This window comes from Ruegeria sp. HKCCD7303 (genome assembly GCF_013111185.1).
Classification (GTDB): Bacteria; Pseudomonadota; Alphaproteobacteria; order Rhodobacterales; family Rhodobacteraceae; genus Ruegeria.
Genome location: NZ_WVRE01000010.1, coordinates 62,963 through 80,131, shown reverse-complemented (window position 1 = coordinate 80,131; position 17,169 = coordinate 62,963). Strand labels below are relative to the sequence as shown.

The 17,169-nt window shown below is 58.5% G+C and carries 19 protein-coding genes; 5 read left to right on the top strand and 14 right to left on the bottom strand.

Annotated features, from left to right (window positions below; all coding sequences use genetic code 11):
• Positions 1 to 11: 11 nt before the first annotated feature.
• Genes GS630_RS19910 through GS630_RS19900 form a run of 3 tightly spaced genes read left to right on the top strand, consistent with a single transcriptional unit; the run spans position 12 to position 3,069 of the window.
• Positions 12 to 977 carry a threonine-phosphate decarboxylase gene (locus GS630_RS19910; RefSeq protein WP_171238797.1) on the top strand — a complete coding sequence of 322 codons (966 nt, stop codon included), beginning with the start codon at positions 12 to 14 and terminating at the stop codon, positions 975 to 977.
• Positions 974 to 1,894, top strand: a complete 921-nt coding sequence (gene cbiB, locus GS630_RS19905; protein WP_171180822.1) for an adenosylcobinamide-phosphate synthase CbiB — start codon at positions 974 to 976, stop codon at positions 1,892 to 1,894. The genes GS630_RS19910 and cbiB overlap by 4 nt, the downstream gene beginning before the upstream one ends.
• Before the next feature lie 11 nt (positions 1,895 to 1,905).
• On the top strand, positions 1,906 to 3,069 hold the full coding sequence (locus GS630_RS19900; protein ID WP_171621360.1) for a lytic murein transglycosylase: 1,164 nt from the start codon (positions 1,906 to 1,908) through the stop codon (positions 3,067 to 3,069).
• A 15-nt stretch (positions 3,070 to 3,084) separates the two neighbouring features.
• On the opposite strand, the gene GS630_RS19895 is transcribed toward GS630_RS19900, so the two are convergent.
• From GS630_RS19895 to GS630_RS19875, 5 genes are all read right to left on the bottom strand, one after another.
• On the bottom strand, positions 3,085 to 3,423 hold the full coding sequence (locus GS630_RS19895; protein ID WP_171621378.1) for an acyl-CoA thioesterase: 339 nt from the start codon (positions 3,421 to 3,423) through the stop codon (positions 3,085 to 3,087).
• A 223-nt stretch (positions 3,424 to 3,646) separates the two neighbouring features.
• Complete coding sequence (locus GS630_RS19890; protein ID WP_171236175.1) at positions 3,647 to 3,997, bottom strand: hypothetical protein; 351 nt, start codon at positions 3,995 to 3,997, stop codon at positions 3,647 to 3,649.
• Between the two features lie 53 nt (positions 3,998 to 4,050).
• The gene (locus GS630_RS19885; protein ID WP_171621359.1) at positions 4,051 to 7,506 is read right to left on the bottom strand and encodes a chromosome segregation SMC family protein; all 3,456 of its coding nucleotides are present in this window, start codon (positions 7,504 to 7,506) and stop codon (positions 4,051 to 4,053) included.
• A gap of 140 nt (positions 7,507 to 7,646) precedes the next feature.
• Entirely contained in the window at positions 7,647 to 8,072 is a 426-nt protein-coding gene (locus tag GS630_RS19880) for a hypothetical protein (protein ID WP_253285951.1), read from the bottom strand.
• A 26-nt stretch (positions 8,073 to 8,098) separates the two neighbouring features.
• Positions 8,099 to 9,292: a PLP-dependent aminotransferase family protein gene (locus tag GS630_RS19875; protein ID WP_171621358.1), complete on the bottom strand. Its 1,194-nt coding sequence runs from the start codon at positions 9,290 to 9,292 to the stop codon at positions 8,099 to 8,101.
• A 149-nt stretch (positions 9,293 to 9,441) separates the two neighbouring features.
• Between GS630_RS19875 and GS630_RS19870 the strand changes: the two genes are divergently transcribed.
• Positions 9,442 to 10,212, top strand: a complete 771-nt coding sequence (locus GS630_RS19870; RefSeq protein WP_171621357.1) for an FCD domain-containing protein — start codon at positions 9,442 to 9,444, stop codon at positions 10,210 to 10,212.
• 40 nt (positions 10,213 to 10,252) lie between these two features.
• Here GS630_RS19870 and GS630_RS19865 read toward each other — a convergent pair whose 3' ends face one another.
• The 6 genes from GS630_RS19865 to GS630_RS19840 all read right to left on the bottom strand — a co-directional run bounded on the left by GS630_RS19865 (position 10,253) and on the right by GS630_RS19840 (position 13,855).
• Positions 10,253 to 11,107 (bottom strand): hypothetical protein, encoded by an 855-nt coding sequence (locus GS630_RS19865; RefSeq protein ID WP_171621356.1) that lies wholly within the window; start codon positions 11,105 to 11,107, stop codon positions 10,253 to 10,255.
• A gap of 176 nt (positions 11,108 to 11,283) precedes the next feature.
• Positions 11,284 to 11,844 carry a F0F1 ATP synthase subunit B gene (locus GS630_RS19860; protein ID WP_171096173.1) on the bottom strand — a complete coding sequence of 187 codons (561 nt, stop codon included), beginning with the start codon at positions 11,842 to 11,844 and terminating at the stop codon, positions 11,284 to 11,286.
• Positions 11,845 to 11,849: 5 nt separating this feature from the next.
• A complete protein-coding gene (locus tag GS630_RS19855; RefSeq protein ID WP_171096175.1) occupies positions 11,850 to 12,401 on the bottom strand; it encodes a F0F1 ATP synthase subunit B' in 552 nt (183 codons plus the stop codon).
• A gap of 86 nt (positions 12,402 to 12,487) precedes the next feature.
• A complete protein-coding gene (locus GS630_RS19850) occupies positions 12,488 to 12,712 on the bottom strand; it encodes a F0F1 ATP synthase subunit C (RefSeq protein WP_005981269.1) in 225 nt (74 codons plus the stop codon).
• Between the two features lie 49 nt (positions 12,713 to 12,761).
• Positions 12,762 to 13,520, bottom strand: coding sequence for a F0F1 ATP synthase subunit A (locus GS630_RS19845; RefSeq protein WP_171621355.1), 759 nt, complete (start codon positions 13,518 to 13,520; stop codon positions 12,762 to 12,764).
• 2 nt (positions 13,521 to 13,522) lie between these two features.
• Complete coding sequence (locus GS630_RS19840; RefSeq protein ID WP_171236180.1) at positions 13,523 to 13,855, bottom strand: AtpZ/AtpI family protein; 333 nt, start codon at positions 13,853 to 13,855, stop codon at positions 13,523 to 13,525.
• Positions 13,856 to 14,467: 612 nt separating this feature from the next.
• Here GS630_RS19840 and GS630_RS19835 point away from each other — a divergent pair.
• The gene (locus GS630_RS19835; RefSeq protein ID WP_171180839.1) at positions 14,468 to 14,803 is read left to right on the top strand and encodes a metalloregulator ArsR/SmtB family transcription factor; all 336 of its coding nucleotides are present in this window, start codon (positions 14,468 to 14,470) and stop codon (positions 14,801 to 14,803) included.
• Here GS630_RS19835 and GS630_RS19830 read toward each other — a convergent pair.
• The 3 genes from GS630_RS19830 to GS630_RS19820 all read right to left on the bottom strand — a co-directional run bounded on the left by GS630_RS19830 (position 14,800) and on the right by GS630_RS19820 (position 17,127).
• Positions 14,800 to 15,213 (bottom strand): universal stress protein, encoded by a 414-nt coding sequence (locus GS630_RS19830; RefSeq protein ID WP_171180842.1) that lies wholly within the window; start codon positions 15,211 to 15,213, stop codon positions 14,800 to 14,802. The two genes, GS630_RS19835 and GS630_RS19830, sit on opposite strands and share 4 nt — an antisense overlap.
• Before the next feature lie 124 nt (positions 15,214 to 15,337).
• On the bottom strand, positions 15,338 to 16,252 hold the full coding sequence (locus GS630_RS19825; protein ID WP_171621354.1) for a DMT family transporter: 915 nt from the start codon (positions 16,250 to 16,252) through the stop codon (positions 15,338 to 15,340).
• Complete coding sequence (locus GS630_RS19820) at positions 16,249 to 17,127, bottom strand: LysR family transcriptional regulator (protein ID WP_171180846.1); 879 nt, start codon at positions 17,125 to 17,127, stop codon at positions 16,249 to 16,251. Before GS630_RS19820 ends, GS630_RS19825 begins: the two co-directional genes overlap by 4 nt.
• Positions 17,128 to 17,169 lie beyond the last annotated feature (42 nt).

The following is a 17,169-nucleotide window of genomic DNA, read 5'->3' as shown; positions in this document are numbered from 1 at the left end:
AGAGAGAGCAGATGAGCACATTGGATCACGGTCTGGACCCACGCGCGGTGCGCGACCACGGCGGCGGGCTGGACAGAGCGATCATCAGATATGGCGGTCAACGTGGCGACTGGATTGATCTGTCGACCGGCATCAACCCACATCCCTATGAGATTACAGGACTGACCGCAGGGGATTGGACTGAGCTGCCGGATCATGGTGCTTTTGAACGACTTAGCAATGCCGCGCGCCGGTTCTGGAACGTGCCGGATGGGGCAGCGATCCTTCCCGCACCCGGGGCATCAGCCATCATCGCCCGAATCCCAGCCCTGGCTAAATCCGGCACGGTTCAAATCACGCCACCCACCTATAACGAACACGCGGCCGCCTTTACATCTCAGGGGTGGAGTGTTCAGGCAAACACGCCCGGAGACGCCCGAGTGATCGTGCACCCGAACAATCCCGACGGGCGTATCTGGCTGGAAAGCGATGTCTCTGCCCCGCTGACGGTAATTGATGAAAGCTTTTGCGACGTCACGCCCGACGCCTCTCTGATCCATCTGGCAGACCGCCCCGGCGTGATCGTGTTGAAGAGCTTTGGCAAGTTCTGGGGATTGGCCGGAATGCGACTTGGTTTTGCGATCGGGCGGCCAGATGTGATTGGCCAGCTGAATGCTCTGACTGGCCCCTGGTCGGTGTCAGGCCCTGCCCTGCGGGTCGGAACTCAGGCCCTGTCAGACACCGGCTGGGCGGACTCTATGCGTGCGCGGCTGGCAGATGAGGCATCTCGACTGGATACGCTGCTGACAACCAAAGGTGCCGAGGTCGTTGGCGGCACAAGCCTGTTCCGTCTTTATCAGGTTGATGATGCCGAGAAATGGCGGGATCGGCTTGCTAAGACCCATATCTGGAGCCGCATCTTTCCTTATTCGACCACCTACCTGCGCCTCGGGCTGCCGCCTGCAAACGGGTGGGATCGGCTGGAGGCCGCGCTGTGAGCCTTGGCCTGATGCTGGTCTGTGCCATGTGTCTGGACGCAGCGCTGGGAGAGCCCGACTGGCTATGGTCGCGCGTCAAACACCCGGCAGTGATGATCGGAAATTTGATTGCCTGGCTGGATAATCGCTTAAACCACGGGGCATCACGACGATTGAAAGGTGCGGGCGTGCTTGCCGTACTGGTCGGCGGTGCATGTGGACTTGGATGGGCAATGTCCATGCTGGGGCCTGTGGCCGAGATCCTGCTTTGCACGATCCTGCTGGCACAGAAATCGCTGGTTGAACATGTGCGAGCAGTGGGCGACGGTCTGCTGACCTCAGTGGACGAGGGGCGGGCACAGGTGGCCATGATCGTCTCACGCGATACGCGGGACATGACCGAGGCGCAGGTGGCGCGTTCGGCCATCGAAAGCGCGGCGGAAAACCTTAGCGACGGGGTCATTGCGCCTGCTTTCTGGTTTCTTGTCGCAGGGTTGCCGGGGTTACTGATTTACAAGGCCGTGAATACCGCCGACAGCATGATCGGTTATCGCAATGAAAAGTACAGCGAGTTTGGATGGGCCTCGGCCCGGTTCGATGACCTGCTAAACCTGATCCCTGCCCGCCTGACCTGTGTGCTGATCGTGGCGCTCTCGGGGCAGCGGTCGCGCTGGCGCGAAATTGTGGGGGATGCGCGCCGCCATATCTCGCCCAATGCAGGCTGGCCCGAGGCCGCGATGGCTCGCGCGCTGAACGTCGCCCTGGCAGGGCCACGCAGCTATGATGGAAAGCTGCGGGACCTGGCCTGGGTCAATGGCGACGCGCCGCGCGAGATCGGGGCGGCGGAGGTTTTCCGCGCATGTCACATGTTGTGGAGCGTTTGGGGGCTTGCGCTTGGGCTCGTGTCGGTGTGGGTTGGGGTCAATCTGATTTTCTGACGGGTCTCTTCATGCGTTTACTCTCTGGGCTGATTGCAGCCGCGTTGTTTGCCTCTCCTGCCTTTGCCCAATGTGGGGGTGGGTTCAATTCCTTTGTCAAAGGGCTGAAGACCGAAGCGGTACAACAAGGCTTTGACAAATCCACCGTGAACGCGTTTTTCAAAGGGGTGCAGCAAGACAATGCCGTACTCAGGGCCGACAGGGCGCAAGGGGTGTTTCAGAAACCGTTCATCGAGTTTTCGCGCCGTCTGATTTCAGCCAACCGGATAGAGCGCGGGCAGGCCATGTCGCGCAAATATGATGCGGTCTTTGATCGGATCGAGCGTGAATACGGCATCTCTCGCGGCGTGCTGCTGGCATTCTGGGCGTTCGAGACCGACTATGGGTCATTCCAGGGCGACTTCAACACCCGCAACGCGCTGGTGACTTTGGCGCATGATTGTCGCCGGCCAGAACTCTTCCGCCCACAAATCTTCGCCGCCATCGAACTGTATCAGAACGGCGATTTCGACCCGGCCCGAACAACAGGCGCATGGGCCGGAGAGATTGGCATGGTCCAGATGCTGCCGCGCGACATTTTGGAAAACGGCGTCGACGGTGATGGCGACGGGCATGTCCGCCTGAAAACCTCTGCCGCTGATGCGCTGATGTCCGGGGGCAAAATGCTGTCGCATCTGGGCTGGCGCGCAGGCGAGCCTTGGCTGCAAGAGGTCACGGTGCCCGCACAGATGGACTGGTCCCTGTCCGGCCCCGGCAAACCGCGTTCGGTGGCCGACTGGCAAGCCATGGGCGTGCAGGCGCGCAGCGGGTCGTTGGCCAACTTGCCTGCCTCGCTGATCCTGCCGCAAGGACGCAATGGTCCGGCCTTTTTGGCCTATCCGAATTTCGACGTCTATTTCGAATGGAACCAAAGCTTTGTCTACGTTCTGACCGCCGCTTATTTTGGTACACGGCTGGAAGGGGCACAAATCTATGATGCAGGCAACCCGGCGCAAGGTTTGAATGGCGCGCAGATGAAGCAATTGCAAACCAAACTGCAAGCCAAAGGGTATGACGTGGGCAAGATCGACGGGATTCTTGGGGCCGGTACACGTGCCGCGGTGCAGTCCGAACAGGCCCGCTTGGGCCTGCCTGCGGATGCCTGGCCAACGGTCGACTTGCTGAACCGGCTTTGACTTGGCACGCCGCGCTTAACCGTCGTCGAACACTGGGCGCGGCGCACCGTTTTCGTCCAAAGCGACGAACACGAACTCGGCTTCCGTAACCTTTTTTCCATTCTGCGATTGCCTCGGGCGTGCCCAGACATCCACGTGAACACGAATGGATGTGCGCCCGACATGCGTCAGCGCCGCATACAGTGTCACTTCGTCCCCAACTTTGACCGGTTGCAAGAATTGCATGGCCTCAACGGAAACGGTCGCGGCGCGTCCTTGCGCCACACGCGCCGCCATATTACCCGCCGCCAGATCCATTTGTGACATCAGCCACCCGCCGAAAATATCACCAGCCGGGTTGGTATCCGCGGGCATTGCAATCGTTCGAATGACCAGAACACCTTCGTCCTGCTGACGACCATGTGAGCCGCGTTGCTTTCCTAAAGCGAGCCGGTCGTCGGTGTCTTCTGCCACAGGTTCAATCCCTTCCTAAGCCATAGACTGGCATGGTCCTCCGTTCAGTCTGGCAAGGTTTCCTACCAAAATGAAGAGAGCACCAGCTTTGCGCTCAGGTCGAGCGCCTCAATTTCGAAAAGCATTAATCAGGCCGGACGGGATAGCGGTCTCCTTTCTGATCAATCAGAATCAGCCGTTCACCGCTTCGTACATAAAGATCACACCGGCTGAACCCGTTGCGATAGGCGATACAAACGCTGCCGTCCTCGGAGATGGAATAGGTGCCAAAAGCCGAGTCTCCGCTGGCATAGGTATAGGAATAAGCCCCACCAGCCGAGAATTTGGCCTGACCATCATCGTAGAAGGTGATCGTTTGGCCTGCCAAAGCGTCAAGCTCTGCTGATGTCAGAGGAGTGTCCCCGGACTTTAAAGGCCAGTCTGCAGCATAAGCAAAGCTTGCTACGAACAGGGCGGGGATCAGAAATCGTGTCATGCGCCCAAGCTAGCGCGATCCGAACGCAAACGTTGTAAACTTGCAGTGAACGGTCACGCGACCATCTGTTCGGCCTTTTTCAGATCAACCGAGACCAGCTGGCTCACGCCTTGTTCCTGCATCGTGACGCCGAACAATCGGTCCATCCGTGCCATTGTCACTGCGTGGTGGGTGATGATCAGAAAGCGTGTGTCGGTTTGGCGACACATCTCGTCCAGCAAGTCGCAAAAGCGCGTGACGTTGGCGTCGTCCAGCGGCGCGTCGACCTCGTCCAACACACAGATTGGTGCGGGATTGGCGAGGAAGACACCAAAAATCAGCGCGGTCGCAGTAAGGGTTTGTTCCCCGCCCGACAACAGGCTGAGCGTCGACAGTTTCTTGCCCGGCGGCTGGCACATGATCTCAAGCCCCGCATCGAGCGGATCGTCGCTTTCAACCATGACCAAGTTGGCCTCGCCACCCCCAAACAGGTGCTTGAAAAGCATCGCGAAGTTCGAGTTCACCTGTTCAAACGCGGTCAGCAGACGTTCGCGCCCTTCGCGGTTGAGGCTTGCGATACCGCTGCGCAGGGCCTTGATCGCCTCTTCCAAATCGGCCTTTTCGCTACTGAGCGTGTCGAACTCTTCCTGAACTTCTTTGCTGTCTTCTTCCGCCCGCAGGTTCACCGCACCCATGGCGTCGCGTTGACGCTTGTGGCGGTTCACCTCAGATTCCAGAACATCCGCCGCAGGCATCTGGTCGGGGTTCACATCCAACTGGTTCAGCAACTGGTTCGGGGTCAGTTGTTGATCCTCAGCGATCCGTTCTGCCGCAGCGACCACACTTTCCTTTGCCGCATCACAGCGCGCCTCAGCCGCCGCGCGGCTTTCGCGCGCTTCCGACGCCAGGCGTTCCGCTTCACGTTCTGCCAGAACAACCTCACGCTGCTGGGCCTCAGCCTCGGCCAGCTTGTCCGCAGCCTCTGCCCGGCGCGCTTCGGCAGCTTCGATCAATTCGTTCAGCTCTTCCCGCGCTTCGGCGATTTCTGCCGGGGCGGCCATGGCCTCGGTCAGTTCCTCTTCCGAACTTTCCTTGCGCTCAGCCAATTCCGAAATCCGCTTTTCAGCGGTTTCCAATCGGTGCCGCCACCCGCTGAGATCCTTAGTGACCTCTTGCGAGCGGCGGGTGCGTGCGTCCCCCTCACGACGCAGCTCATCATGGGTCGAACGGTGGGTCAGCATCGTGATCCGCGCCGCCTCGACAGTTTGTTTGATGTCTTCGACCTCGGCACGTGCACTGTCGAGATCGCCCAAGCCATTCAATGCGCCCTCGGCTTCGCGCAGTTGCGCGCGGGCCGCCATAGCGTCCTCCTTGTGGCGATCTACGGCAAGGGTCAAAGTCTCCAGCTTGCCCTGCGCCAGATTACGATCCGCTTCGGCGCGGCTGAGCAAGCGCGCAGTTTCGGCCATGCGCTGATCCGCAGCACGGCGGGCTTCTCGCGCACGGCGGTCGGCCTCAGTCACATCCGCCAATTGCCGCGACAGCGCCTCATGCGCGGCGCGCGCACCTTCTGCCTGCGCCTCGGTGCGGGCAAGTTCCTGTTTCAACGCTTCCAGCTTGTTGAGCTGCTCTAACCGTAGCGCTGCCGCGCTTGGGGCATCCTCGGCCCACGCCCGGAACCCATCCCAACGCCACAGGTCGCCTGAGCGGGATACAAGCCGCTGCCCCGGTTTCAAAGACGCCTGCAAGCGTGCGCCTTGATCGGCATCCACGAGACCGATCTGCGCAATCCGACGGCTGAGACGATCCGGGCCGGAGACATGCAGCGCCAGCGGTTCAACCCCATCCGGCAAAGGCTGATCCCCGTCATAGCCCGCCACCTGCACCCAGCCAGAGGGGCCATCGCCGTCGACCAGCGGCGCGCGCAGATCATCGGCCAACGCCGCGCCCAGAGCCTTTTCAAAGCCCGGCTCGACGCGCAACAAATCCAGCACCTGACCGCCCTCGGCCGTGTCGCGTTCCACCAGCTTGGCCAGCGCCGTGGTTTCGGCCCGGATCGCACCAAGCTCACCTTCGGCCTCAGAACGCTGTGCGCGTGCTTCGGCCTCGCGGGCTTGCGTTTCGTTGCGCAGCTCATCTGCAGCAGCCAGCGCCTCTTCTGCGGCTTCCGCTGCTTCTCGGGCTTCCTCTTCGCCCTCAAGGGCTGCTTCGAACGCTTCGCTGGCGCGGGTCAGGGCTGTCTTGGCCTCATCCACAGCCTGTCGGGCTTTCTCTTCTTCGCCCTCGGACCGGGCCAATGTCTTGCGACTGTCTTCCACCAATCGCTGTGCCGATTGATGCCGTGCAACAAGGCGAGCCATATCTTCGGTCTGTTGCGACAGGTGGTCTTCACGGTCCTGCAGAATCGAGGCTGCTTCGCGTGCGATTTCTGCCGCATCGGCCACTTTCTCGTCATGACCCTCGGCTGCTTTCGCCAGCTCGCGCGCTTCCCATTCAAGGCGCTCGATCATCTGCCCCGCGTCGCGGTTCAGACCGGTTTCTCGTTCAATATCATTGCCAAGCTGCTGGATACGGTTGGTCAGTGTCTCAATGGTTTGCCGCGCGCGAGTTTCCTGATCCGCAAGCTGATCGCGCTGCACCTGCTGGCGTTGCAAGACAGCCGCAGCAATGGCCTCTTCTTCCCGCAAAGGCGGCAAAGTTTCCTCGATTTCAGCCCGTTTTGCAGCGGCGGCGCGCGCCTCAGCTTCGGCACGAGAGGCTTCGGCGATACGTTCACGCAGCTTTTCTTCAGCCTGCTGGCGGGCCATATCGGCCTCTTTCCAGCGCCGATAGAGCAGCATCCCTTCGGCCTGACGCAGTAGCTCGCCAATCTCGCGGTATCGTGCAGCTTGGCGGGCCTGGCGCGCCAGTTGAGCCAATTGCCCACCAAGCTGCTCCAGAACGTCATCCACGCGGGTCAGGTTCGCCTCGGTGCCCTTCAGCTTCAATTCGGCTTCGTGCCGACGCTGATACAGGCCCGAGATCCCAGCGGCTTCTTCCAGAATGCGGCGGCGCGCGCGGGGTTTGGCGTTGATCAACTCGGCGATGCGGTTCTGCCCGACCAGCGCAGGCGAATGCGCCCCGGTCGAGGCATCGGCGAACAGCATCTGTACATCGCGCGCGCGCACATCCTTGCCGTTGGTCTTGTAAGCGCTGCCAACATCGCGGGTGATGCGCCGTACGATCTCCAACTGATCGCTGTCGTTGAACCCGGATGGCGCGAGGCGTTCCGAGTTGTCCATGGTCAGGACGACCTCGGCAAAATTGCGTGCAGGGCGCGTAGCCGCACCCGCGAAGATCACGTCTTCCATCGCGCCACCACGCATGGATTTGGGCCGGTTTTCACCCATCACCCAACGCAAGGCTTCCAGAAGATTGGACTTGCCACAGCCATTTGGCCCCACCACACCGGTCAACCCGTCTGCGATGATCAGATCGGTTGGATCAACAAAGCTTTTGAAGCCGGTCAGTTTGAGCTTGCTGAAACGCAATGGCAGCGTGTCCCGTGATTCCTATGAGTTGAAAGTCTGCGCAAGGGATAGGGTCCGAGTCAACGGAGTTGCGCAGGATATGGGATATCATTTTGAGTTATCCACAATATCTTGCCGAAATACCCAAAAACACGCGTATATCAATATGGGGTGCACTCAAAGACCTGATAGCCGTAGTCATCCCCAACGTTTTCGTAGATGCCATAGTCGATGCACTCATAGTTGGGCGTAGAAACAGCGGTTAGCAGCAACCGCTCGCCCGCGTCTCGATCACAGCCCAAAACACCAACCGTTACCGCCGCATCGCCCAGCACATCCAGAATCGGACAACCCGAAACCTGAGCCATCGCAAGGGCGGCCCGGTCTCGGACCGGACCCAGGCGGGGTGCGTATTGCGCGTTGACCCTGACCGCTTCGGCTAGTTCACCGCGCACGCGCACGTCGAACACGCTGCCATTCACCGCAACGCGTGTGGCAGGCACCTCGCGGAAATGAGGGGTTCCGACCGCACAGGCGGCCAACAACAAAGGGGCAAGACACCGGATCATGCCGCAGAGTTGCAGCATTTTGGTTAACAGATCCTTTCTACGTATCAGGCCCGCAGTACTTCACCCAACCGACGAATACCTTCGCGGATTGCTGCCTCGTCAGAATTTGAAAAACTCAGGCGAATGGTATTTGCGCCGCTGCCATCCGGGAAGAATGCCTGACCCGGCACAAAGGCCACTTTCACCGTGTCCGACGCACGCGCCAGCAATTCAGACCCACTGACCCCTGCAGGCAGCGTGACCCAGATGAACATACCGCCCTCGGGCCGGGTCCACTCGACCCCGTCGGGCATATGCTGTTCCAACGCGTCCAGCATCACATCGCGACGGTTTTGATAAACCGCACGCACTTGGGGAATATGGCTGTCAAAACACGCTTGCGCCACGTCATGAACGGCCATTTGGTTTATGGTCGCCGAATGCAGGTCCGCCGCCTGCTTCAACAAAACCAACTGAGATATGGTCGGTTTGGGCGCCACGACCCAGCCCATGCGCAGCCCCGGCGACAGGGTTTTTGAGAAACTGCCGCAATAGATTGTCCGACAGTTTTCGATAGACCCTTTCCGAGCCAGCTCTAAAGACAGGATCGGTGGGATCGGATCCCCGTCATAGCGCAACGCCTGATAGGCCCCGTCTTCGATTATGGCGCAATCCAACTCTTCTGCCAGGTCCAACAACGCTTCTCTGCCTTGCCGATCCAGAGTTTCGCCCGTTGGATTGGCAAAATCCGCCGAAAGATACGCGAATTTCACAGCCCCGTCCCCTGCGGCGGCTTTGTGTTCCGCGGCCCCGCTGTTGCCGTTCAACCGATCAAACCGGGGTTCATACGCATTGAACGCAGCAAGCGCGCCCAGATAGGTGGGCCATCCAACCAGGGCCGTGTCACCGGGGGACAGAAACAACTTGCCCAGGTAGTCCAGCGCCTGCTGCGACCCTGACGTGATCAGGATGTTGTCGATGTCACACGTCACTCCAATCTCGCGCATATGCTGCACCAGCCATTCGCGCAGCGGGACATAGCCTTCGCTGACCGAGTATTGCAGCGCCTGCGCCTGCGTCTGTGGTCCCAGTGCTGCTTGAAACGCCTGTGAAAACGCGTCGGCTGGAAACAAGGCAGGATCAGGAATGCCGCCCGCAAACGAAATGATCCCTGGTTGGTCGAGCAGTTTCAGCAGCTCTCGGATTTCTGATGCCTTCATCCGGGAAGCCCGGGTGGCAAACAATGGGTTTTTGGACATGAGGCTCCTCCGATCTCAATTCCGGGCAGCCTATGGTGGCTTATTTTAAAGTCAATAATACTGACCTTTTATTTCAAGCGATTTGAACGGGCATCCTTGAACGCGTCATGCGCTCGTGGTCAAATGACTTGACCAATTCTGGAGCTCTGATGCCCTTTCACAAAGTCGAAACCGAAAAACTGTCGCTTGCTGTTGTTCGCCAGATCGAGCTTCTGATCTTGCGTGGCATCCTGCGCCCCGGCGAACGTTTGCCCCCGGAACGCGATCTGGCCGAGCGGATGGGCGTGTCACGCCCGTCCCTGCGCGATGCGATTTCAGAGCTTCAGGCGCAGGGATTGCTGACCGCCAAGGCCGGGTCCGGTATATATGTGGCCGATGTTCTCGGGTCGGCTTTTGCTCCGGCCCTGATCCGATTGTTTGGCAGCCATGACGAAGCGGTCTTTGACTATCTGTCCTTTCGCCGCGACATGGAAGGGTTGGCAGCTGAAAGGGCCGCACGGCAAGGCTCTGACAGCGACCTGAAAGTGGTTCAGGCGGTCTTTGACAAGATGCAGGCGGCCCATGACCGGAACGCAGCGGATGATGAGGCGCGATTGGATGCCGAATTCCACATGGCCATCATCGAAGCCAGTCACAATGTCATCATGCTTCACATGATGCGTTCGATGTACGATCTGTTGGTACAAGGCGTGTTTTATAACCGTCAGACGATGTTCCAACAGCGGGCCACGCGCGAGGCGATTTTGGACCAGCACCGGACCATAAACGAAGCGTTACAAGCGCGAAATCCTTCGGCTGCTCGCACCGCGATCGAACAGCATCTGGATTTTGTGGAGCGTTGCATGGCGGATCAAAGAAAGTCCGACCAGAACGAAGCCATTGCGCAGCAAAGATTGCAACACGAGGCCGGGCGGGAGTGAACGCTACCCCTAGTAGACGGCCTAACGACAAATAACTGAATTACGCGGCCCCGGTTGCAACGGGGATCAGATGTTGCGGTAAAGGTTTTCCGCTGCTTTCTCCCAAATGATGATCGGGGGCCAGTGTTGTCAAAGCCGGATCGATGAACAACCTGGCACCACGGTCGCGTAACTGTTTATGCAGCATCACATGTTCGCACACCTGATGACCTTTCTCGTCCCGACAAGAATACCGCAAACCTCTCAAGGCTCGGGTTTTGTACAACCCAGCACCACCAAAGGCACTGTCGACCGGGATCAGCGGCGTTTCGGCTGGAATATGGAACTGCCGGTCAAAAACCGCCGACTTCAGCAAAGCCTTGCGCCACTTTAGACGTCCAAACAGCGGTCTGCGCGTGTTTTGAATGCGTTGCCAGACGTCTTCGTCACACCAGCCGGGGCAGCGCAAGGCGTAGATGTCGTAGTATGCAGGTTTGGAATTGGCAAAGACACCCTCCCACAAAGGGACAACCCTCCGCGCAGCTGTCAGAACCGCCTGAACATCAAGGCAGACATTTGGACCATCCAAATCCAGAACCAGAGTCAGATCCAGGTCGCTGTCTTTCTCTTCCAGCCTTTTGAGAACAGCATTTCTGGCCATAGTGATACGCTCAATCCGGTCAGGTTGTTTAGAAATCAAACCATCCAGTTGAAGAATATCGACACGCTGATTCCGATCCGCGTATTCGGACAATACCCGGTCCGTATCGTCCGTGTTGTCGTTGGTCGCAATGGTGACCGAGTAGCGGTGCAGTTGAACAGACAGGCTTTCAATCCTGTTGATCGTGTCAATCAGCGCTGAGCCGCCATTTCTGACCACGCCTAAAATATTCATCGAAACTGCGTCGCCCGACACGTCCTGTCTTTCCCTGTTTTTTCACGCTTGCTGCGGAGCTTTCCTGTCGACCAGTTCCCCAACTGTCGGCAGGATTCGGAGTGTCCTTCAAAACAAGCAGAACTCACCGCAAAACAAAAGACCCGAAAGCGAAACGCCCTCGGGTCAACTGTTTCATTTTTCTGTCAGGTCAACCGTCAGTGCAGTTTGGTGCCAACGTCTGCAATCGACGCATCGATCAATTTGTTGGCCTGTGCAGCAGTCATTTGCTTGGCCAGAACCGAACCCGCCGCAGCAACTGCGACCGAAACGGCTTGATCACGCACTTCTTTCACAGCAGACGCTTCAGCCGAAGCAATCTGATCCTGAGCTGCAGCCAGACGGCGTTCAATCGACTTTTCAAGGTCAACCTTCGCCTGTTCAGCTGCCAGAGCCGCGTCTTCCTTGGCCGCTGCAACGATCGCATCAGCCTGTCCCTGAACTTCACGCTGCTTGCGCTCGTAAGAAGCCAGCAAGCTACGTGCTTCTTCATGCAGAGCGCGTGCTTCGTCCAGTTCGGACTTGATGCCTTCGGCACGGTTGTCCAGCGCCCCACCGATCATGCCGGGGACCTTGAAGTAGAACAGGACCGCAATGAAGACGATAAAGCCCAGAAGGACGACAAAGTCTGTGTTGCCAAGCGAGAAGAACGGGCCTTTGGCCGCAAAGGCCGGGCTGGCCGCACCAAATGTCAGGATAAGGGCAAGAGTGTTCCGCATGTCACTTATCCTTTCGTCTGCGCATCTACGGCACCGGCAATGGCATCCGCATCCGCTTCGCCGCCCAGCGCTGTGACCAGTTCAGCCGCCGTGTCCTTGGCAACCACTTGAATGCTTTCCAGCGCACCGGCACGGATTTCAGCAATTGCCTTTTCCGATTCAGCCGCTTTTGCAGCGATTTCCGCGTCCGCCTTTGCAATCGCGTCATCCAGACCAGCCTGAATTTCGGCGCGGGCTTCCGCTGCGATACGCTGTGCCTCAGAACGGGCATCGGCCAGCGCTTTGTTGTAGGCCTCTTCAGCCTCGACCGCCTTGGCCTTCAGATCTTCGGCCGCAGCCAGGTCGTTGGTAATGGTCCCCTGACGTTCAGCCAGGATTGCCGCGATGCGGGGCAGAGCCACGCGGGACAGGACCAGAAAGATGACGACCAGCGTAATGACCAGCCAGAAAATCTGGTTGGGGAACCAATCGAAGCAGAGCTGCGGCATGCCAATGGCAGAGCCATAGGAGTCAACGCACGAGCCAGCTACTTCTTTCGTAATGGGTTCAGTCGCCATGATGTCCTCCGTCGGAACGTTGTCTTTACAACAGGTGGGCCGCTATGGCTTGGGCCCACCTGCGCGTAAGGATCAGGTTCCGCAGATCAGACGGCGAACATCAGCAGCAGCGAGACCAGGAATGCGAAGATGCCCAGCGCTTCTGCGAATGCGATACCGATGAAGAGGGTTGCGGTCTGCGAAGCAGCCGCCGAAGGGTTGCGCAGGGCGCCGGCCAGGAAGTTGCCTGCAACGTTGCCCACCCCGATTGCGGCTGCGCCGGAACCGATTGCTGCCAGGCCTGCGCCGATGTGTGCGAGATCGCCTTCCATGATGTGTCTCCTTACGAATTGGAAGTTTCGATGTTTGGGTATCGGACCTTTAGTGCGAAGGATGCAGCGCATCTTTCAGATAAACACAGGTCAGAATGGTGAATACGTAGGCCTGGATGAAGGCCACGAGGACCTCAAGACCGTACATTGCGGTGATCGCCAGAACGGACACAGGCGAGATCACGGCAACTGCGGCAAAGCCCGCAAAAACCTTGATAACCGCGTGGCCTGCCATGACGTTACCGGCAAGACGAATAGAGTGGCTGACAGGGCGCACGAAGTACGAGATCAGCTCGATGATTGCCAGGATCGGACGCAACGCCAGCGGTGCGCTGGACACCCAGAACAGACCCAGAAACGCGGCGCCGTTCTTTACGAAGCCCAGGATGGTCACAGTCAGGAACACGGCCAGCGCCAGCGGGATGGTGACGGCGAAATGAGATGTGGTGGTGAACGACGTCGGGATCAGGCCCAGGAAGTTCGCGCAGACGATGAACATGAAAAGGGTCATGACATAGGGGAAGAACTTAACGCCTTCCTTGCCGCAGATGTCTTCCAGCATCTTGTATACGAAGCCATAGGTCAGCTCTGCGACAGACTGCATCCGCGTCGGCACAATCGCGCGTTTGGACGTGGGCAGAACCAGCAATGCGACAACCGCCAGGATGGCAAAGAACAGCCACAGCGTCACGTTGGTGACGGTGAACATGCCGACCGCACCGTCGCCGAACAACGGTTTCACGATGAACTGATCCATCGGGTGGAAAACCAGGCTGCTGCCTGCTGCTGCGGTGGTCTCAGTTGCCACGTTCAGTCCCTCTCGTCCTTCTCGGCAGCCGTCGCCGCCATTTGTTTCTCTTGAACCTCTTTCGCGCTGCGGAGCATAACCTTCACGCCCGCGACAAGGCCCAGCAATGTAAACAGCACCAGAAAAATCGGGATAGTCCCGAGCAGGCTGTCCAGCCCGTATCCGATGCCAAATCCGATCCCCAGACCGGATACCATTTCGATGACCATCCTCCAGGCAAGTTCGCCGCCGGATATGTCACTGTCTGCACGGGGGGCCGGTTCCTTAGCCTTTTTCGCCGCTTCGATCTTGGCCTCCAGCTGCGCCATACGCTGCTTTTGGTCGTCTTCGGTCACGGACGGTTTCCTCGCGCTGTCTTGAGGCATGGTGCTAAGGCGCGAATGGCCCAGAGTCAACGCTGTCGTGAGACCGAAATGACGCAGTTTAAGTGCTTGTTTGATAACAATTTTATTAGATGCAAATCATTGTGAAAGAGTACCCTGAAACTGGAAGAAGCTTGAAATGTGCTGAATCCGCATATTCAACCAAAGAGTTGATTATTCCTGCAACACAGCTTGGCCGCGCAGTTTTGCGCTTTGATCCAGCAATCACGTTCGGAACGCCTGTACCGTTCTGCAGCGCACCGCTGTTGGACCCGAAACCAGCCAGAAACTTCCCTCACGGAATCCGATGAGAAAGCACCGGATCAAACGACCCGCCTGCAGATCGGTCAGCACGCACTCTTCGGATCCAAGATAAATGCCCAACCCACGCAGTGCCGCCGTCAGCGACAGATCCGTCCCCATCCGCCAGCGCACGTAAAGCTTCCAAGCGCAGATCAACACCGGGGTTGGCCGCGTAAAAGCCCGACAGCCGGGGGATGAGCGTGCGTTTTCCCAGCGACAGCTATCAACACCCAATGCTGTAACGCCCTTTTCGCCCTTGCTCCAAACGGTTATGACAGGGCAATGACCGACACGCTCGACACTGTTTTCGCGGCCCTTGCCGACCCAACCCGCCGCGCCATCCTGGCAATGCTGCTTGAGGACGATATGGCCGTTACGGATGTGGCCGAACCCTTCGAGATGTCATTGGCCGCGATTTCAAAGCACCTGGTCATCCTGACCAAAGCCGGATTGATTTCCCAGGAAAAGCGTGGGCGGGTGAAGTGGTGCAAGCTCGAGCCCGACGCCCTGCGCGCCGCATCGGTTTGGATGCAGGGTTTCGGACAATTCGAACCCGTCAATCTGGACGCGTTCGAACGATTTCTGGAAGTAGAGCTTCCGACACCAGACGAAGCCTAGCGCACGACAAAGACTGACATGCTGGCGTGTTTTGCAAGATAACCGGCGTGGCTTGAGAAGATATAGTCGGTGATCCGGGGGGCATGGGTCCCCACAATGATCAGGTCGGCGCCGATCTCTTCCGCAGCACGGGTCAGGTCGCTGTCCACTTCGGCGGCAACGTCAACCGAGTGTATCTTGCGCACGGCAACCTCGGCCCCGCCCTCGGCGGCCAGTTTTTCCGTAAAAGCGGCCAGTTCCTTGTCGATCTCAGCTTCGGTTTCCGTGGATTCCCCCAAATGGGCGCCGGTAACACTGACCAAAGTGATTTTGGCCCCCTGCCATTTCGCCACCTGCGCGGCAATATCGGCAGCTTTGCGAACCTCGGGCGGTAGATGCCGATCGATCGGCAGCATGATGTGGTTGAACATAACTTCCTCCTCTCAAGTGCTTTAAAGTGTATTGAAGAGGTTTTTCACGGGCTTTGATCTGGCTCAACAAATTCTACCTTTGGAATACATCAAAGTGCCGAGGCGTCTGCAAGCAAAGCTCCGGTTAATCAGCGGCCGTTCCCGCGGGCACCGCAGGCGGCGTTTCTTCCTTAAGCAGCATCAACAACGCAATGACGGTCAGCGCAACGCCACCCAAAATCAAACCGGTGGGCACAGCCTTTCCCAGCGCTATCTCCCACAAGATCACCCAACTGGGCACCAGATAGGTGTAAGCCATCACCTTGGCCGAGGGCAGTCGGAGCGATGAAAACTGCACCAGCACAAAACTGGCCGCCGTCGCGAAGAGCGAAATATAGAGCAGTCCGATCCAGACGATGGCCGGAAGAGCCGCCCAGTTGGTCGTCATCAGGTCGGACCACCCGAACACGATCAGCAACAAGCACCCGGCAACTTGTGTCCAGAAAGTGAACACCACTGCGGGCTCTCCGCGATTCAGTTTGCGGATCATGGGTGTATAGATTGCGTGAGATACACAGCCCCAAAAGTAGATGATCTCACCACGTCCGATTTCGAAGGCGCGGAACATTTGCCAGTCGGCTCGAAAGATTACCCAAAGCGCCCCCACCGCGCCAATGGTCAAAGCCAATGCCATGCGCGGGGTGGTGATCTGACGCAATAAAACCCAACCCGCAAGGGCTGTAACAACAGGCGTCAGGGTGAACACCGCAGCGGCGCTGACCGGCGGGGCGGTTTGTAGCCCATAGAACATCAGCACGAAATAGGTCGAAAACAGCCCACCCAACACAAGGTAGCGCCAAGGCGCCTGTACAGCGCTGCGCGGCAGGCCTGTTGTGGCCAGTGCCGCAATACCAATCACTACAGCCGCAATCGCAAATCGCACCGCGTTCAAGGCGGACGGCGCAATTTCGTTGGCGATCATGGATCCCAACGAAAAACTGCCCGCAACAAGCGCCGAAAAGGTCAGCATGGCCAGATGGCCACGCGCCTGAGGGCTCATGGTTTCCAGCCTTTGGCTTCTTCTTTCAGATAACTCAGGAAGGCCTGCACCTTGGTGGTGCGGTGTAAATCCACGTGGGTCACAAGCCACAGGTTTCCGAACCATTCTGGAAGCGGATCCATCACCTCGACCAGATTGTCGTGGCGGGCCGCTTCCCAGCGCGCCATGAAACCTATGCCCGCCCCGGCCATGACAGCCTCGCGCATACAGAAATTGTTGGTACAGCGGAAAGTGATGCGATCTGCCGGAACTGTTGCGCGCAGCCATCGGGTAAAAGGCGCGCGACTGCTTTCGTCGTCAGAACTGACGAAATGGTGTTTCCCGAAATCCTCTATACCCGACGGCGTGCCAAACCGTTCGATATACGCTGTGCTGGCATACAGGCCGACTTCTTCCTGTCGGAATGGCTGCACGACGTTGTCCGGCTGATCCGGGGCTGACCCTGCGCGGATCGCCACATGCGCCTCGCCGTATTCCAGACGGAAAAGCCGGTCGCCGGTCAAGTAGCGCACGATGAGATCCGGATGCATCTTTTGAAACGCGGTGAGTGTGGGCACCACCAAGGGTGCAAGTGAACCAAGCGATGTCACCACCAATTCACCTGAAACGTCGTCGCCCCGACCCTTCATGCGGCCAACTAGCTGGTTGAATTGATCCTCGGTGGCCTGTGCGACGCGCAACAGATCGTCGCCTGCCTCGGTCGGCGTGTATCCGCGTGCGTGACGCTGGAACAGTTTTACACCCAGCCGCGCCTCGATCGCATCAATGTGGCGGATCACGGTGGCGTGGTGAACCCCAAGAACCTCGGCTGCGCCGCTGACTGTCCCCATGCGCGCCACCTGATAGGCGGTTCTCACTTCGTCCCAATTATCCATGGCAATGCGTCACTGTGCAATTTCCAACAATAACTGTTGATG

Coding starts and splice junctions, on each gene's coding strand:
- GS630_RS19910 (WP_171238797.1), top strand. CDS start 12: ATGAGCACATTGGATCACGGTCTGGACCCACGCGCGGTGCGCGACCAC.
- GS630_RS19900 (WP_171621360.1), top strand. CDS start 1,906: ATGCGTTTACTCTCTGGGCTGATTGCAGCCGCGTTGTTTGCCTCTCCT.
- GS630_RS19895 (WP_171621378.1), bottom strand. CDS start 3,423: ATGCCCGCGGATACCAACCCGGCTGGTGATATTTTCGGCGGGTGGCTG.
- GS630_RS19890 (WP_171236175.1), bottom strand. CDS start 3,997: ATGACACGATTTCTGATCCCCGCCCTGTTCGTAGCAAGCTTTGCTTAT.
- GS630_RS19880 (WP_253285951.1), bottom strand. CDS start 8,072: ATGCTGCAACTCTGCGGCATGATCCGGTGTCTTGCCCCTTTGTTGTTG.
- GS630_RS19875 (WP_171621358.1), bottom strand. CDS start 9,292: ATGTCCAAAAACCCATTGTTTGCCACCCGGGCTTCCCGGATGAAGGCA.
- GS630_RS19870 (WP_171621357.1), top strand. CDS start 9,442: ATGCCCTTTCACAAAGTCGAAACCGAAAAACTGTCGCTTGCTGTTGTT.
- GS630_RS19860 (WP_171096173.1), bottom strand. CDS start 11,844: ATGCGGAACACTCTTGCCCTTATCCTGACATTTGGTGCGGCCAGCCCG.
- GS630_RS19855 (WP_171096175.1), bottom strand. CDS start 12,401: ATGGCGACTGAACCCATTACGAAAGAAGTAGCTGGCTCGTGCGTTGAC.
- GS630_RS19850 (WP_005981269.1), bottom strand. CDS start 12,712: ATGGAAGGCGATCTCGCACACATCGGCGCAGGCCTGGCAGCAATCGGT.
- GS630_RS19835 (WP_171180839.1), top strand. CDS start 14,468: ATGACCGACACGCTCGACACTGTTTTCGCGGCCCTTGCCGACCCAACC.
- GS630_RS19830 (WP_171180842.1), bottom strand. CDS start 15,213: ATGTTCAACCACATCATGCTGCCGATCGATCGGCATCTACCGCCCGAG.
- GS630_RS19825 (WP_171621354.1), bottom strand. CDS start 16,252: ATGAGCCCTCAGGCGCGTGGCCATCTGGCCATGCTGACCTTTTCGGCG.
- GS630_RS19820 (WP_171180846.1), bottom strand. CDS start 17,127: ATGGATAATTGGGACGAAGTGAGAACCGCCTATCAGGTGGCGCGCATG.